Here is a 15,092-nt window from a genome sequence, read left to right on the forward strand (position 1 = left end):
CTTCCTGGGTGCCGGGACCGGCATCATGCTGCTCAGCCACCTTCGAATTCGAAAACCTCCGCCAACGCGGTTTCCTGCTCCTCCACGTCCCCGGCACTCCTGGCGATCACCGCGTACCGCCAGGAACGGCCGTCGGGCGGCACATCCGCGTACAGGACCACGCCCTCGCCGCGATCCGGGTCGAAGGCGAGGCGGGAGGCGCGCAGCCGGGCAAGCACGTCGTCGAAGTCCATGGGAGTCCGTGTCCAGCCCTTCGACACCGACCATGCCGGCTGTGCGTCGGCAGATCCCTCGGTCAGCCGAGTGACCATGGCGTGCGGTGTGGTGGTGGCCGTACGGCGGATGTTGCTCTCACTCGCGTACGCGACACCCTCGGTGTCCACCAGCGCGTCGAGCCCGAAGGGCCCGGCGTAGCCGTGGTCGGCCAGGTGGCGGCCCAGGGCCGTCCCCCACTCCTCCAGCTCGCCGGTCACGTGCGCGCAGGACGGCGGCAGCGGAGAGGCGTATCCCGTGAAGGAGCCCTGAACCGAGCGCATCGCTCCGCTGAAGAGCGCGCGCGTACCGGAGGCGGAGACCTCCAGCTGGACACTGACCGACTGGGCCACGTCGAGGCACTCCTCCACCACCCACAGGCCTTCCGGACCACCGACCGTATCGAGCGACAGGCTCGCCCCGCCCCGCAGGTCGTCGCGGGACACGAAGCGCATCCCGTGTCCTCCGGCCGACCGGTCGGGCTTCACCACGACGCCTTCGTGGTCCCGCAGGAGCTCGCGCGCCATGCCTTCGGCGTTCGGGCGTCGGCACATCCGCCCCGCAGGCAGCCGCAAGCCCAGCTGCTCGGCCGTCTCGCGGAACCCGGTCTTCGTGTTGAGCAGCATGGTCATCTTCAGGGCGGCTTCTGCGGCCTCGACCGTCGGGTACGGGTGGACCGCGAGTCCGATGTCCCGGGCGAAAGCGATCGCCGACGCGTCCAAAGCCGTCGGCAGCAGCGCCGCACCCCGGTCACCGGCGAGCGCCCGAACCTGCTCGAGGAGGCCGGCCTCGCGCACCGCCCGCGCCAGCGGAACGGCTCCGGCGGGGGGCACCTCGACGACCGCGACCGATTCCTGGGGCACCCCGGTCAGGTCGTACACGTAACGCAGGAACTCCCGGCTCAGCGGCACGGGAGTGACGAACACGTCCCCCGGCCGAAGCAGCCACGCCTTCCGCGGCGCCTGCTGGGCCCACGTCGTCAGGATCTGCCCCTCGTCGAGATCCACCGCCAAGTCCGAGAGGAAGTTCGCGAACACGACGATCGGGCCCGTCTCCGTCACCGCTCTGCTCCTCTGGTCGCCGCACGGCCGTCCACGGTCAGCCTGCGATCCCCCGCTCAGCCCATTCGGGCGCGGCCGGGCCCAGGACGGGGAGCCGCACCTCCGGCACGTCACGTCCGAGCAGACTAGGGTGGCAGGTCAGGGAAACGGTTCCCACGCCTCGGGGCCGGCCCCCCGCCACTCCACAAAGTCAGGGTCGGTGAGGTCGACATCCTCGGCGTTCTCCATACCGGCCGCGGCGAGAAAGGCCCGAACATCGGCAGGCCGATGCGCCACTCCGATGGCGACACCGTCGTAGCGGACACGGCGCCAGCCCTGCTGGTCGGGCGGGTAGATGATCAGCTTGGCGGCCATGGGCCAAGCCTCTGCCGCACCAAGCTCCGTGGCACCCCTTCACGTCCAAACGGGTGACCTTCACCGGGCAGCTGTCGCCCGGGCGCCGTCTGCGGTCGCTCCACGCCAAACCCCCACCTGCCGGCTGGCCCCCGCCCGCGAACCCCACGCATCTCATCCCGCCGCTGTATGCGTGAGGGCAGGTAGCCCCCACTGACGGCTGACCGATCAGCCGGTGACGAGCACGGAGTCGTCGAGGGCACCCGTGCCGGGCAGGTGGTGGCGTGCGGCAATCAGGGCGGCATGCACGTCCGTCGTGCCAGTGGCCCGGACACCCGCCGCCGGGACATCTCTCTCCAGCATTGTACTGAGGATGCTGTCGAAGGGGTGGCCACTCGGCGGCCACGGCCTGCCCGAGACCGGGGTGGAATGGTGTCCCGCGTCCCGGTCGGGGTCCGTGGCGGCAGTCAGGTGGTCTGCGGCGTTCTGAGTGGGGCTCCGGCCGCGTGGAGGCTGGCGAGGGTCTGCCGGTAGGAGGTGACCAGGCTGGTCTCCAAGTAGCTGACCCCGAGCTCCTGGCAGTACGCGCGGACGATGATCTGGGCCCTGCGCAGGTGCGGGCTGGGCATGCTCGGGAAGAGGTGGTGCTCGATCTGGTAGTTGAGACCGCCCAGGACGATGTCGGTGAACCGGCCACCGCGTACGTCGCGGGAGGTCAGGACCTGACGCCTGAGGAAGTCGGGCCGCTCGTCACCCCGCAGGACCGGCATGCCCTTGTGGTTCGGGGCGAAGATCGAGCCGAGGTAGACGCCGAAGAGGCACTGGTGGACCAGGAGGAACACGACCGCCTTGCCGGGCGGCAGCACCAGGAACAGCGTGCCGAGGTAGGCGGCGATGTGAGCGGCGAGCAGAGCCCCCTCCCCCACCCGGTGCTTGAGCGAGCGGTCGAACAGCGACCGCACCCCGGACACGTGCAGGTTGAACCCCTCCAGCAGGAGTAGCGGGAAGAAGAGGTAGGCCTGCGATCGGCCGAGCAGCCGCGGCAGTCCCTTGGCCGTGCGGGCCTGGTCCTGCGTCCAGACGAGGATGTCCGGGTCGAGGTCGGGGTCGAGGTCCTCGTGGTTAGGGTTGGCGTGGTGCCGTGTGTGCTTGTCCTGCCACCAGCCGTAGCCCATGCCGACGCCGAGGTTTCCGGCGATACGCCCGGACACCTCGCTGGCCTTGCGCAGGCGGAACACCTGCCGGTGGGCGAGGTCGTGAGCGAGCAGGGCGACCTGCCCGAACACCAAGGCAAGGAAGGCAGCCGCCACTAGCGTCCACCAGCTGTCGCCGATCAGGACGAAGGCCGTCCACCCGGCGGCGTACAGGGCCGTCACAGACGCGATGCGCAGTGCGTAGTACCCCGGGCGCCGGGCCATGAGACCCGCCTCCTGGATCTTCCGGGAGAGTCGGGCGAAGTCGCTCCCCGAATCGGCCCGTACGGGAGGAGGACGCACCGTCTGAGAGAAATTCATGATCGGGGGTCGCTTTCTGGTCGGTCTTGGAGGAGCGGCCACATCACCTGCGGAACTCCCTGTGCCGGGCCCCGCCGGCGCGCGGGTGTCGCTCCCCTCGTACTGCGCATACCCGGGATATCGACATTGACGTGCTCCCAGCCCTGCGCCATGGTCCCGACCTCGGGCAACCCGTCGGCGGCCCGACAGACCGAGCCGGCACGGTTGTGCTGCCGAGCGGAGCCCCTGTCGGGAGTCCTCTGACCTGACTCGCTTGGCTTGCGGGCCCAGGTATGACCCAAAGGCCCCAGAGACGGCATAGCCAGGGCACCGCGCGTACGCGGAGGGAGCGTCTACTCCCCTCTCACGGCAGAAGCGGCGGCTCCCGGCGCTACCGCGTGATGGAGGGTTGAGGGCGCAGCGCCTGAGTGACTGCCGTGATGCGCAGCTCCTCCAAGAGCACGAGTTGCTTCTCGGCGCGCTCCTCCAGGGCGTCCAGGTGCTCGGTGGAAAGGCGTTCGTCGGTGTCGGCGAGGGTCCCCAGGGTCCGCCAGCAGGCCTTCTTGCCCTGGACGCCGAGGAGCATGGACTCTGCTTCCAGGACGTCGCTGAGGGGCGAGCGGGTGAGGAGGTGGCCGTTGGTCTTGAGGCGGCCCGCCTTCTCGGCGAGCCAGCCCATGGCCGCCTTGGAGTGGCTGGTCGGGACCTCCAGATCGGTCATGATCTGTGCCAGCGAGTCACGGTCCTCGTCGGCCTGACGGGTCAGTTCGGTCAGTACCGTGTGCGCTTCTGTGCTCGTCTGCGCCTTTGCGGCGCGACGGAAGAGTTCCAGGCCCCCAGTGGCGGCGGAGTAGTGGTCGTTGAGGTGGATCGCGAGTAGCTGGGCGCTTTCGGATCCTCCCTGCGGGCTCCCGTTGTCGTCGCAGGTGTCGACGGCTTCGGGGTGCATCTCGCGTTTCACCGAGGCTCCGAGGTCCTTCCAGCTGTCCTCGAACTTGGTGAGTCCTTCGCGTTCCAGGGTGTCGGTGACGTCGGAGAAGTCGACGCCGGCGCGTCCCAGAGCCTCGAGGTGGGAAGCGGCGGCCGCGTAGTCGTCCGCGGTCGGGGGGTGGGCCGGGAGGGTTCCGTGGTCTGCGAACGCGGCCAGGGTGGCGCCGGGCATGGTGTTCACGGTACCTGGGATGACGAGTTCGCTGACGTACATGGGTGTCGGGGTAGGACGGGTCCTTCACCCCGGTGGACGCCCACAGGGGCCGCTGAACGCGTGCTCCGGCCGCCGCGAGGCGCTGCCAACGCGGCTCTGCGGTCATCTCCTCGAATGCCTGATAGGCCAGGCGGGCGTTGGCGACCGCAGCCTTGCCCTTGAGTGCCAGGGCCTCTGGGATGCCGAGGGCGTCGAGGCGGCGGTCGACCTCGCTGTCGATGCGGGAGACGAAGAATGAGGCGACCGAGTGGATGTCCGACAGATCGCGTCCCGCTGCCTGCGCCTGTTCCAGACCGTCCTGGTAGGCGTCCATCACGTCGCGGTAGCGGTCCAGTGAGAAGATCAGCGTGACGTTGACGCTGATGCCCTCGGCCATGACGGCGGTGATCGCCTTGAGCCCCTTGCGAGTGGCCGGGATCTTGACGAGTAGATTCGGCCGATCGACCGTTTGCCACAGCTTTCGGGCCTGGACGGTGGTGGCATCGGCGTCCTGCGCCAGGCGCGGGTCCACCTCGATGGAGACCCGTCCGTCGATGCCGTCGGTGCGCTGACGGACGGGGGCGAGGACCTCGCAGCCGCTTCGCACGTCGTCCGTGGTCAGGGCGAAGACCGCGTCGTCGACGCTGGTTCCCCCGTCGCCGAGGCGGCGCAGCTGCTCGGTGTAGCGGTCGCCCTTGGACAGGGCGGAGGCGAAGATCGTGGGGTTGGTCGTGACTCCCACCACGTGCTTTTCCGCGACCAGTTCGACGAGCTCTGGATCCCGACTTCCACCGCCGGGACCTCTTCGACGCCATCGAGTCCGGCGCCTTCCCGCAGTGGGAGCTGGGAATCCAGACCTTCCCCGACACCGACGACCAGATGTTCGAGGGCATCGACCTCCTCGACCCGACGAAGATCGTCCCGGAGGAGCTCGCGCCGGTGAAGCCGGTCGGGCTGCTGACGCTGAACGCGAACCCGTCGAACTTCTTCGCCGAGGTCGAACAGGTCGCCTTCCACACCGGACACCTCGTCCCGGGCATCGACGCGACCGACGACCCGCTGCTGGCCGGCCGGATGTTCTCCTACCTGGACACCCAGCTCACCCGGCTCGGCGGCCCCAACTTCCCGCAGATCCCGATCAACCGCACCCACGCGCCCGTCAACGACATGCTCCGTGACGACTTCCACCAGACGGCCGTGCACCGGGGTGTGGCCCCCTACAAGCCCAACAGCCTCGACGGCGGCTGCCCCTTCTACGCGGGCACCGACACGGGCTCGTTCACCGGCGCGTTCATCGAGGTACCCGTCGAGGTTCCTGCCGGACGCAAGGTCCGCGAAGCACCCGCCTCGTTCGCCGATCACTTCTCCCAGGCGCGCATGTTCTGGCTCAGCATGAGTCCGGTCGAGCGCGAGCACATCATCGCCGCCTACACGTTCGAACTGGCCAAGTGCTACGAGCAGGCCATCAAGGAACGCGCTCTCGGCGTACTCGCCAACATCGACCCCGAGCTGTGCGCCCAGGTCGCGGCCGGACTGGGCCTGCCGGCGCCGGCCGCCACCGAGGCTCTCGCCGATGCCCGACCCAGCCCCGCCCTGTCCCAGGTCGGCCGCACCTGGCCGCTGCACGGACGCGTCATCGGCATCGTCACCGGCCAGGCCATGGACATGGTCGGCGTGCACGGGGTGTGCCAGGCCGTCCTCGACGCCGGGATGGTCCCGCTGGTTGTGGCGGCAGCCGGCGGAGTGCTGGGCACCGGCGCCGACACCGTGACGGTCCACGTGCGATCCCGCTCGATCATGGAGCTCCACACGAGCCACGGGCCCGAACCGGTGCGCTGCCGGCCGGAGGTCACCACGTGGCGGCGCGGCCCTGACAGGGCCTCCCCGGCCGGGTTGCCGTCCTTGTCGTAGCCGGTGGAGTCCACGCAGTCGGCGACGACCGCACGGTTCGGATCGCCGGTGGTGTCGAGCGAGTCAACGACCGGCGCGTGTGCCTGCCGGCCGCGCATGAGGGTGGCGCGCTGCTGGTACCAGAACAGCGTCGCATTGATGTCCGCCAACGCCCTGTCCGCCGCCTACCGCTCCACCTCCGGGTCCAACGTCCCGGACGTGTACGAACGGACCTCCTTGCACCCATGCCCGCATACGCGGCCAGCACCGCGGCCTTCTCCGCCGCCTGCGGATCCACCGACGACGCGACCGACGCTGACGCCGTGCTCGCCACAGCAGGTTTCCCGTCCGAGCCGCCACTGCCGCTACCGGTCAGGATGGCCGCCGCCACCCCAACACCCGCAACCCGTAACCCCACTCGCCGCACTGTGCCTCCCGGAACTCGTGATCACGCCACGCCAGCGATCACAACCCCGCCAGCCACCAAATCCAGCTACATCCCTACCGGCCCTAGGAGGTAAGTCCGGGACCTCACCAGCCGCAAAACGGGGTCTGAACAGCGGCGATGCGTGATGAGAGCGCGGAACGCTTCCCCCGCAGAGTCCCCCTCAGGTTCCCCCGCAGTGTCCCCCGCCACCGACCGGAAGCAGTCGGAGTGTGGTGCGGGAGTGCGAGTTCGCGGTCAGGGACGTGCGCCATGGTGATCCTCGGTGCCAACGCCGAGAGCGGCTCGGGCCGCCGCCAGACGCTCCCTGGACTCGGCTATCCACTTTGCGCCCATGTCGAGCGGCACCGAGACGACGATCTGGGTACTGGGCCCATCATGGACTTCGACCACGTAGGGGTCTTCGGCAATGAACCGGAGGTAGGCGGTGCGACCCGATGGGGCCAGTCCGCCGCGAATGGGTCGTCGAGGTCGGCCTCGCGCTCGGCCTCTTCGATGGCGTCCAGAAGCCGGCCCTAGTCTTTGAGATCCTCGGAGTCGAAGCCCAGGTAGACCGTCCCATTCACGAAGCCGCTGGTCACGACGGCCTCCGCGTCGTAGTCCCGGACGCCCAGGCTTTCGAGGATGGGCTCGGTCGAGCGCAGACGAACGCTGATGCTCTGGGTGAGGTCGGCCAGCCGGATCAACTCGATTGCATCGGGCTGTGTGTTCGTGTCCATGGCCGGGAACCTACGGCAGGCTCGGCCACGACTCCGAGGGGTGCGCCTTCAACGTCCACGGGCGAGCACCGTGATCGTCATGCGGCGGCTGGTTCCGGTTGCGGTGGCCGCGCTGTCCGGTGGCGATGGTCGCGGATGAGAGCCCATAGGACGTCAAGGCGGCGGCGGGCGAGGGCGAGGATCGCCTGCTTGTAGCTCTTGCCCTCGTTCCTCTTGCGGTCGTAGAAGGTCATCGAGGTAGGGCAGAAGCGGGCGGCGATCTCCAGGGCCAGCACCGCCCTGGCCAGGGTGTTGACCACGGCTGCGGCTGTGCTCTCCCCGGCCACGGCGGTGTGCTGGGCCTGCGCAGCGGTGACGGCCGCATCGGCCATGGCCTGGGCACCACGGACTTTCCGGTTCTTCAGCCAGGTCGCGAGTCGGCTCGGGCCGCCCCGGCGCAGGCCGGTCGGCGTTTGGTGGCCGGTCAGCAGCACGAGGGCACCCTTGGACGCGGCATAGTCGAAGGCCCGCTCCAGGGCTGGGAAGTACTCCAGGAGCTGGGCCCGCATCCGGTTGATGGCGCCGGTGCGGTCGGCGGCGAGGTCGTAGCGGCGGCCGGTGAGGATCTTCAGGTCCACCGCGATCTCGTCCCACTCCTGCAGAGGCTGCAGGTCCCGGCGCATCCTTGCCTGATCGACGATGCCGTAGGCGTCCTTCGCATCCGTCTTGCCGTCCCCGCGGGAGCCACGGGATGCCTGGTGGACGGTCCGACCAGGAATGTAGAGCAGCCGCTGACCATGGCCAGTGAGCAGAGCGATCAGAAGTGCGCCCCCGCCGGCGTTCAGGTCAACGGCCCAGGTCACCGGGCCGTCCTCCGCCAGCGCCTGGACGTCGCCTATCAGCTCCAGGAGCTCAGGCTCGTTGTTGGGCACCCGGCGCGAGAGAGCACCTTCGCCCCGTCCGCGTCGATCACCGTGCAGTAATGCGCGGCCTTGTCGGCATCCGTCCCCGCCCAGAGCTCGGGCACCCGAGCCTCCCTCGTCGTCCGGTTGACTGGTCCCTGCAGACGACCACGCCGACGTGTCCTTACGAAGCGATATGTGTTCGCTCATCCCAACCCGACCGTCGCACGAATCCACAGCCGTCGGCCCTCTCGCCGTGGTTCCGGAGCAGCCACGTACGTCTCACCCGAACTGGCGATGGTGCCACACCTGTTGCACCGACTAGCTGGACGCGCTTGCCGCACAGCGGACGCCGCGGATCGCGACCCCGGACACGGTGACGATCACGCAGGAGCAGGTGACCCAGACACTTGGCGAGGTCGTCCCCGGCATTGCCGACACGGGGATCGAGCGATGGGCACCGGCGCATGCGGATTTGACCTGGGCCAACGTGATGGGCCAGGAGTTCTCCATCATCGACTGGGAGGACTGGGGCATGGCGCCACGGGGCCTGGACGCCGCAGCCCTGTGGGGCAACGCGCTTGCCGTACCGGCGCTCGCCGACCGCGTCCGGCGGGAGCGGAGGGTGGACTTGGAGAGCCGGGACGGGAGGCTGATGTCCCTGTTCCTCCTGTCGAAGATCGTCGGGGCCCACGCGTACGAAGGGGATCCGTTGCTGGCGCTGGCCCCGAAGGAGGCCGAACATCTGGCGGCCGAGCTTCAGGTCTGACGGTGGGGATGGAAGGTAGCCTGCAAAGGGGTCGCGTACTGCGTCCCGCTGAGCGCCTTCCGGGGCTGACCGATCCTCCCGGCCATGTTAACGGGGGCGGCGGGCGGGATCGCTCTGTCGCACCTTCCAGGGCTACAGCTCACCCCGGCGTTCGCCGTGGGCATCGGAGCCATGTCGGTCAGCATGCTCAGGCTCCCGTTGACGTCGGCGCTGCCGCCACCCTGCCGCTTGGATCGCAGGGCCTCACCGTCATGCCGGTGGTCATCGTCGCTGGTGGTCGACTACGTCGTCGTGATCCTCAGGATCAGCCCGCCTCCGTCCGGCAGATCCGAGGCCCGCGCCCGGACAGGCCCTGGCGGCATGACGCACCGCAGGAATTGCCGGCTGGCTTCGCTGTCGAGGACATACAGGATGCCCTGCGGACACGACCGGTCCGCCAGCGACCGGCGGGGCCGGACGACCTTGTCCACGCTCCACGGCCCGGGCGCTCACGCCCTCACGAACGGCCGGTACGGGAATGCCTCCCGGATCAAGCTGTTACAAAAGAGCGCCAATACGCCCTAATGCGCCGTAGTGGCCCTTTCCGTGGGTGATCACTGCGGGGTCGGGGTACCACCCAGCATGATCACTGTTGGGGTCGAAGAGGAGTACCTGCTGGTCGACCCGGAGACACTCCTTCCCACACCGCTCGTGCAGGAGGTGCGTGCCACGGCCCGCCTGGCACCCCTCTCGGACGAGCAAGAGGTCCAGGACGAGCTGCTCCAGGCTCAGATCGAAGTCGCCACCCCCGTGTGCACGGCTCTCGAGGAGGTCGGAGGGCATCTCTTGCGGTTGCGCCACGCGGTCGCCTCCGCCGCGCAGGCGAACGGCTGCCGCATCGCCATCTCTGCCACCGCGCCGGTCAGGGATGCCGTACCCGTACCCATCACCGGCACGGCGAGATATGTGAAGATGCAACAAGAGGCCCGGTTGCTGGTCGACGAGCAGCTGATCTGCGGGATGCACGTCCATGTGGGGATGCCCGACCGCGAGACCGGGGTGGCCGTGCTGAACCGGCTGCGCGTCTGGCTTCCGACGCTGCTGGCGATGTCCGCGAACGGGCCCCTGTGGGACGGGCGGGACACCGGTTTCGCCAGCTGGCGCACGATCATCTTCGGCCGCTGGCCGGTCAGCGGTCCACCACCGCACTTCGCGGGGCTCGCGGACTACGAGGCGCGGGCCGACGCGCTGGTGGGGCCCGGGGTGATTCCGGACCGAGGCCAGCTGTACTGGCAGGCCCGGCTCTCCGAGCGCTACCCCACTGTTGAGGTGCGCTGCTGTGATGTGCAGCTGGAGGCGGACGAGGCGGTGATGCTCGCCGGCGTCATCCGCGGGCTCGCCACCACAGCGATGGCCGAGGAAAGGGCGGGAGTCGCTCACACGCCGTGCCGACCGGAGCTGCTGCAAGCGGCGACGTGGCATGCGGCCCGGCACGGGATCAGCGGCACGCTGGTGGACCCGATAGGGCGGCTGCGGAGCAGCGGGGACGTGCTGTGCGCGCTCCTGCGTTACATCGGCCCCGCCCTTGAAGAGAGCGGTGACCACCGCGAGGTGACCTCGCTCGTCCATCGGCTGCTCCTGCGGGGAACGTCGGCCGACCGCCAGCGCCGCGCCCTGGCCGGGGCCGGCCTACCGGCGGTCGGTGCCTTGATCACCTCAGGAGCCACCATCGTCTGAGTCGCCGGCCGGCTGTGAGGGGGATGCCGGCGCAACCGGGGCGTTGCAGGCTCCACCGGAGTCCTCCCGGCCGAGCCATGCGGATGACGTGCCTGCAGAGCCGGACGCGCCCGCGCAGCCCGCGCAGCCCGCGCAGCCCGCGCAGCCCGCGCAGCCCGCGCCGTCGACGAGTTCCGTGGGGTTCAGGGCGGTGTCCGGTATCGCGCGGCGCGCATGGGCCGCTCGCACGCCTGCCCCGCGCGCAGGATCGGGAGGGGTTCTAGAGTTGGAGCAAGGCATGTTGGTGGTCTGCGGACACGCACTGTTGCACGTCGTTCGCCTGCCCCTGAGGCGTACCCGACCCGCCCGCAAGGCAGTTCCGCTGCCCAGCAGTGGCAGGACGTGCTGGTCTCTTTCGCCCGCGTCGTGACGGCCGCCGTCAACACCATCGCGGCCCTCGGCACCGCCGATGCCGTCGCCGATGCCCAAGGACAGCTCGCGCAGAGCCGTTCCCGTCCTGAGGGCAGCAGAGCAGGCAGGAGTGCACTGATGTCCCAGAGCGCGACCACCGCGATGCGCGCGGTACCCCACAGCACGCCCCAGGAACGCGCGGACCACGGCAAGGAGGCACGGCGCCGCTCGCCGCGGTCCGGGCACGCCGAGTACCGGCCGTCTCCGGACAGGCCGGACCCGCTGGCGATACTGGAGGAGCAATCTGCGGCCCGGGTTCCCGAGCTGGTCCCCATCCGCTACAGCAGGATGACGGAGTCGCCCTTCCGGTTCTACCGGGGAGCCGCCGCAATCATGGCCTCCGACCTGGCCGGCAGCCCGGACGCGGGGATCACGGCCCAGCTGTGCGGGGACGCGCACCTGCTGAACTTCCGGCTGCTGGGCTCTCCGGAGCGTCAGCTGATGTTCGACATCAACGACTTCGACGAGACCCTGCCCGGCCCCTGGGAGTGGGACGTCAAACGACTCGCGGCGAGTCTCGTCATCGCAGGCCGGGCGAACGGCTTCGACGACGCCGAGCGCGCGGGCATCGTGAGCGCTGCCGTTCGTTCGTACCGCGAGGCGATGCGCGGCTTCGCCGGTATGGGCAACCTCGACGTCTGGTACGCGAAGATCGACGCGGACCGCCTCGAGGCCCTGACCACCGGTCGGCTTGGCAAGAGCGGGCGGAAGAAGCTGACCGGCGCCATGGCGAAGGCCCGCACGCATGACACCCTGCAGGTCTTCGAGAAACTCACGGAACTGGTCGACGGCCGACCGAGGATCGCGGCGGACCCCCCACTGCTGGTACCGCTCGCGGACCTGCTGCCGGACGCCGAGCGCAGCACGTTCGAGCGCCAGCTCCGCCGGCTGGTCGAACGCTACGGCCTCACGATGGCGAGTGACCGGCGAGCGCTCCTGGAGGACTACCGGCTCGTCGACGTGGCCCGCAAGGTGGTCGGCGTCGGCAGCGTCGGAACCCGCTGCTGGATCCTGCTGCTGCTCGGCCGCGACGGCAAGGATCCGCTCTTCCTGCAGGCCAAGGAAGCCGACACCTCCGTGCTCGCCCCCCACATCGGCGCGAGCAGATACCGCAACCAGGGTGAGCGCGTGGTCTCCGGACAGCGGCTGATGCAGGCGGCGAGCGACATCTTCCTCGGCTGGGAGCGGGTGGACGGGATCGACGGCAAGCAGCGCGACTTCTACATCCGCCAGTTGCGCGACTGGAAGGGCATCGCCATGCCGGAGACCATGTCGCCCGTACAGTTGGAGACGTTCGGCGAGGTGTGCGGCATCACCCTCGCCCGTGCGCACGCCCGGTCGGGCGACCGGATCGCGATCGCCGCGTACCTGGGCCGCAGTGAATCCTTCGACCGGGCGCTCGTCACCTTCGCCGAGGCTTACGCCGACCAGAACGAACGCGACCACCAGGCCCTGGTCGACGCGGTACACGCAGGCCGACTGCCTGCACAGGAACTCCCTGCAGCCTGACCCCTCGGCACAGCCGGCGCCGGACCGCACCGGGGTCCACCGGTGCTCGCGCTGCACTCGCTCCGGCCCGCCTCTTCGCCGGCGATCGCGGTCCAGACCATGAGGCCACGCCGTGAGGTCGGGTTCACGAGGCGCCGGACGCCGTCCCGTCTCCAGGTGCGTCCTTGAGGTTGCGCAGGTCCACCGCCCCGAGCTTGCGGCGACGGCCGTCCGATCCGCACCACATGGCGATGTGCGGCGAAGGAGGCGAAAATGAGGGTGGCCGGACAAGAGCCACCCGCTCCGCGCACACAGCGTCGCCGCGACACGGGGAAAGCGGCGCTCCACTATCAGCGCGATCACAGCAGAGCCGGCAAGACGGTGGGCCGCGGCAGCGAGGTGACCGGCGGCTCATTGCAGACTCCGGGAGCCTGAGGTCGAGCGGGCCACGAAAGTACTACCGCAGTTTCAGGTGAGAAATACAGGTGATCGCTCATGTGCCGATGGCTGGCCTATTCGGGAACACCCCTGCTGCTTGACACGATCCTCTACAAACCCGCTCATTCACTGATCGATCAGAGCCTGCACTCCAAACTCGGCGTGGAGACGACGAACGGTGACGGGTTCGGCGTCGGGTGGTATCCGGAGGGCAGTGACGGCACCCCGGCGCTCATGCGAGACGTCGGCCCCGCCTGGAACAACCGGAACCTGCGGGAGCTCGCGGACCACGTCACCTCGCCGTTGTTCTTCGCCCACATCCGGGCGTCGACGGGTACGGCGGTACAGCAGACGAACTGTCACCCCTTCCGGCACGGCCGCTGGATGTGGATGCACAACGGCTCCATCGCCGGCTTCCACGCGATGCGGCGGGATCTCACCATGCTCGTCGATCCCGCGCTGTACTCGGGTATCGAGGGGACAACGGACTCCGAGACGATGTTCTACCTGGCGCTCACCTTCGGCCTGGAGGAGGACCCGCCGGGCGCCGTCGCCAGGATGGCCGGGCTGGTGGAACGCGTAGCCGGCGAGCACGGCGTGGAGAACCCGGTTCAGATGACGGTCGCCGTCACCAACGGCACGAGTGTGTGGGCGTTCCGCTACTCCAGCCAGGGCGCCTCGCGGTCGCTCTTCTACAGCAGCCGGGTGGACTCGCTGCGCAAACTGCACCCCGAAATGACCTTCCTCCAGGAGGTGTCCGACGCAACCCGCCTGGTGGTGTCCGAACCCCTCGGCGACCTGCCGGGTGCCTGGAACGAAGTACCCGAGAGCAGCTACGGCGTCGTACACCCCGGGGCCGATGAGTTGTGTGCTTTCACCCCAGAACCGGCATGACGCGGGGCGGCATTGTTCACAGCCCCCGACAGGAGACCTCCCATGAAGGACTCAATGCTGAACCTGGCAGTGGACTACCCGCTGCTGAACATGTTCGGGACGGCGCACTTGGCCCGCCCGGGCTTCCCGTCCCACGTGCAGTGCGAGGACAGGTCGCTCTGATCGGCGCGCACCTTGCCGTCGGCGTCGACGAGGCCGTCGGCGGCCTCGACCGCGTTGCGGAAGCGGGTGACGGAGGTACGTATACACGCGAGGAGCTCGGTGGTGGCCTCGTCCCGGGTACGGGGGTAGTCGGAGGCGTGGCGGGGAGCAAGGTAGTCGGCGTTGTCGCAGTGCAGGGGGCCGACGTCGAAGTACGGGGGGTGGTCGTTGGCGTTGATCGCCCCGGCGCGGGCGTCGGCCATCTCGGTCAGGGTGACGGGCTCCCAGGGCAGTGCGGCCCGGGTGATGTCCTCGTGATTGTCACCGGTGAAGGCGTGGGCGGGGCCCGTCGGCACGGCGGCCAGAACGGTCGTCACGAGGGCTGCGAGAGCCGTGCAGGACGTTCGGAGCAGGCCTGGCGGCCTCGGGCATCGACGGATCCCTGAGCCCTCCTGGCCGGCACCCGTACGGGAGCCACTCGACGGGGAGCCCGGTCCGACGCCGGACGCGGAGGCCTTCGAACGCCTCTCCGGCCGCGAGAGCACAACCATGCCTCCATGCTGCGCGCCCACACCCGGCTCCGCATTCGTTGCCTCTTTCACAGCCCTGAAATGCGACTCCTGGCCTCCGGCTCCGAGAGCGCCGCGGTCCGCGCGCACACCTCCAGCTCGTCGCGTGGACCGTCCTGCCCCTCTGCTACGTGTTCGACAGCCTCGACGTCCTCACCCCGTACGACGCCCTCGCCGCGAGACAGACCGGCCCTCACTCGGTCGCAGGTTCAGGGGCGCCGTACCTGCTCGTGCCCACGACGCGCTGTCGCGCCTTCGACTCCACGTTCGGCTCGCCGAGGCGGCCGTCCGTCGCGAGCGACGCCGCCTGACCCAGCGCCCCGCCAGACCCGCTGCTCGGTACAACGTGTTGTTACGAGCAGCGTCAGGG

General features: G+C 69.4%; 13 protein-coding genes and 4 pseudogenes. 7 read left to right on the forward strand and 10 right to left on the reverse strand.

From position 1 onward, the window contains the following. Positions 1-32: 32 nt before the first annotated feature. The 6 genes and pseudogenes from ACWGE1_RS31195 to tal all read right to left on the reverse strand — a co-directional run. Positions 33-1,313: a preATP grasp domain-containing protein gene (locus ACWGE1_RS31195; RefSeq protein ID WP_453423805.1), complete on the reverse strand. Its 1,281-nt coding sequence runs from the start codon at positions 1,311-1,313 to the stop codon at positions 33-35. 138 nt (positions 1,314-1,451) lie between these two features. Continuing rightward, the gene (locus ACWGE1_RS31200; protein WP_125539589.1) at positions 1,452-1,667 is read right to left on the reverse strand and encodes a hypothetical protein; all 216 of its coding nucleotides are present in this window, start codon (positions 1,665-1,667) and stop codon (positions 1,452-1,454) included. A 207-nt stretch (positions 1,668-1,874) separates the two neighbouring features. Further along, positions 1,875-2,009 carry a hypothetical protein gene (locus ACWGE1_RS31205; protein ID WP_453423806.1) on the reverse strand — a complete coding sequence of 45 codons (135 nt, stop codon included), beginning with the start codon at positions 2,007-2,009 and terminating at the stop codon, positions 1,875-1,877. A 104-nt stretch (positions 2,010-2,113) separates the two neighbouring features. After that, the gene (locus ACWGE1_RS31210) at positions 2,114-3,160 is read right to left on the reverse strand and encodes a fatty acid desaturase family protein (protein WP_453423807.1); all 1,047 of its coding nucleotides are present in this window, start codon (positions 3,158-3,160) and stop codon (positions 2,114-2,116) included. 370 nt (positions 3,161-3,530) lie between these two features. After that, the gene (locus ACWGE1_RS31215; protein WP_453423808.1) at positions 3,531-4,301 is read right to left on the reverse strand and encodes a hypothetical protein; all 771 of its coding nucleotides are present in this window, start codon (positions 4,299-4,301) and stop codon (positions 3,531-3,533) included. Positions 4,302-4,401: 100 nt separating this feature from the next. After that, positions 4,402-5,067, reverse strand: a pseudogene (gene tal, locus ACWGE1_RS31220) (transaldolase); the annotation flags it as partial. Positions 5,068-5,096: 29 nt separating this feature from the next. Here tal and ACWGE1_RS31225 point away from each other — a divergent pair. Next, a pseudogene (locus ACWGE1_RS31225) lies at positions 5,097-6,098 on the forward strand (catalase); the annotation flags it as partial. Between the two features lie 796 nt (positions 6,099-6,894). Here ACWGE1_RS31225 and ACWGE1_RS31230 read toward each other — a convergent pair. From ACWGE1_RS31230 to ACWGE1_RS31240, 3 genes and pseudogenes are all read right to left on the reverse strand, one after another. Further along, positions 6,895-7,050 (reverse strand): DUF5959 family protein, encoded by a 156-nt coding sequence (locus ACWGE1_RS31230; protein ID WP_453423809.1) that lies wholly within the window; start codon positions 7,048-7,050, stop codon positions 6,895-6,897. A gap of 122 nt (positions 7,051-7,172) precedes the next feature. Next, positions 7,173-7,376, reverse strand: a complete 204-nt coding sequence (locus ACWGE1_RS31235) for a DUF5959 family protein (RefSeq protein WP_453423810.1) — start codon at positions 7,374-7,376, stop codon at positions 7,173-7,175. A 77-nt stretch (positions 7,377-7,453) separates the two neighbouring features. Beyond that, positions 7,454-8,382, reverse strand: a pseudogene (locus tag ACWGE1_RS31240) (IS110 family transposase). A gap of 251 nt (positions 8,383-8,633) precedes the next feature. Here ACWGE1_RS31240 and ACWGE1_RS31245 point away from each other — a divergent pair. The 5 genes and pseudogenes from ACWGE1_RS31245 (at position 8,634) to ACWGE1_RS31265 (ending at position 14,012) form a co-directional block, all read left to right on the forward strand. Then, the gene (locus tag ACWGE1_RS31245) at positions 8,634-9,026 is read left to right on the forward strand and encodes a hypothetical protein (protein WP_453423811.1); all 393 of its coding nucleotides are present in this window, start codon (positions 8,634-8,636) and stop codon (positions 9,024-9,026) included. A gap of 15 nt (positions 9,027-9,041) precedes the next feature. Continuing rightward, a pseudogene (locus tag ACWGE1_RS31250) lies at positions 9,042-9,368 on the forward strand (chloride channel protein); the annotation flags it as partial. A 279-nt stretch (positions 9,369-9,647) separates the two neighbouring features. Next, positions 9,648-10,742, forward strand: a complete 1,095-nt coding sequence (locus ACWGE1_RS31255) for a carboxylate-amine ligase (RefSeq protein WP_453423812.1) — start codon at positions 9,648-9,650, stop codon at positions 10,740-10,742. 528 nt (positions 10,743-11,270) lie between these two features. Then, on the forward strand, positions 11,271-12,701 hold the full coding sequence (locus ACWGE1_RS31260; RefSeq protein ID WP_453423818.1) for a DUF2252 domain-containing protein: 1,431 nt from the start codon (positions 11,271-11,273) through the stop codon (positions 12,699-12,701). 474 nt (positions 12,702-13,175) lie between these two features. Beyond that, complete coding sequence (locus ACWGE1_RS31265) at positions 13,176-14,012, forward strand: class II glutamine amidotransferase (protein WP_453423813.1); 837 nt, start codon at positions 13,176-13,178, stop codon at positions 14,010-14,012. A 74-nt stretch (positions 14,013-14,086) separates the two neighbouring features. Here ACWGE1_RS31265 and ACWGE1_RS31270 read toward each other — a convergent pair whose 3' ends face one another. Then, positions 14,087-14,530, reverse strand: coding sequence for a hypothetical protein (locus ACWGE1_RS31270; RefSeq protein ID WP_453423814.1), 444 nt, complete (start codon positions 14,528-14,530; stop codon positions 14,087-14,089). A 323-nt stretch (positions 14,531-14,853) separates the two neighbouring features. Here ACWGE1_RS31270 and ACWGE1_RS31275 point away from each other — a divergent pair, with 323 nt between their 5' ends. After that, positions 14,854-15,033, forward strand: a complete 180-nt coding sequence (locus ACWGE1_RS31275; RefSeq protein WP_453423815.1) for a hypothetical protein — start codon at positions 14,854-14,856, stop codon at positions 15,031-15,033. Positions 15,034-15,092 lie beyond the last annotated feature (59 nt).

This window comes from Streptomyces sp. NPDC054932, assembly GCF_053610205.1.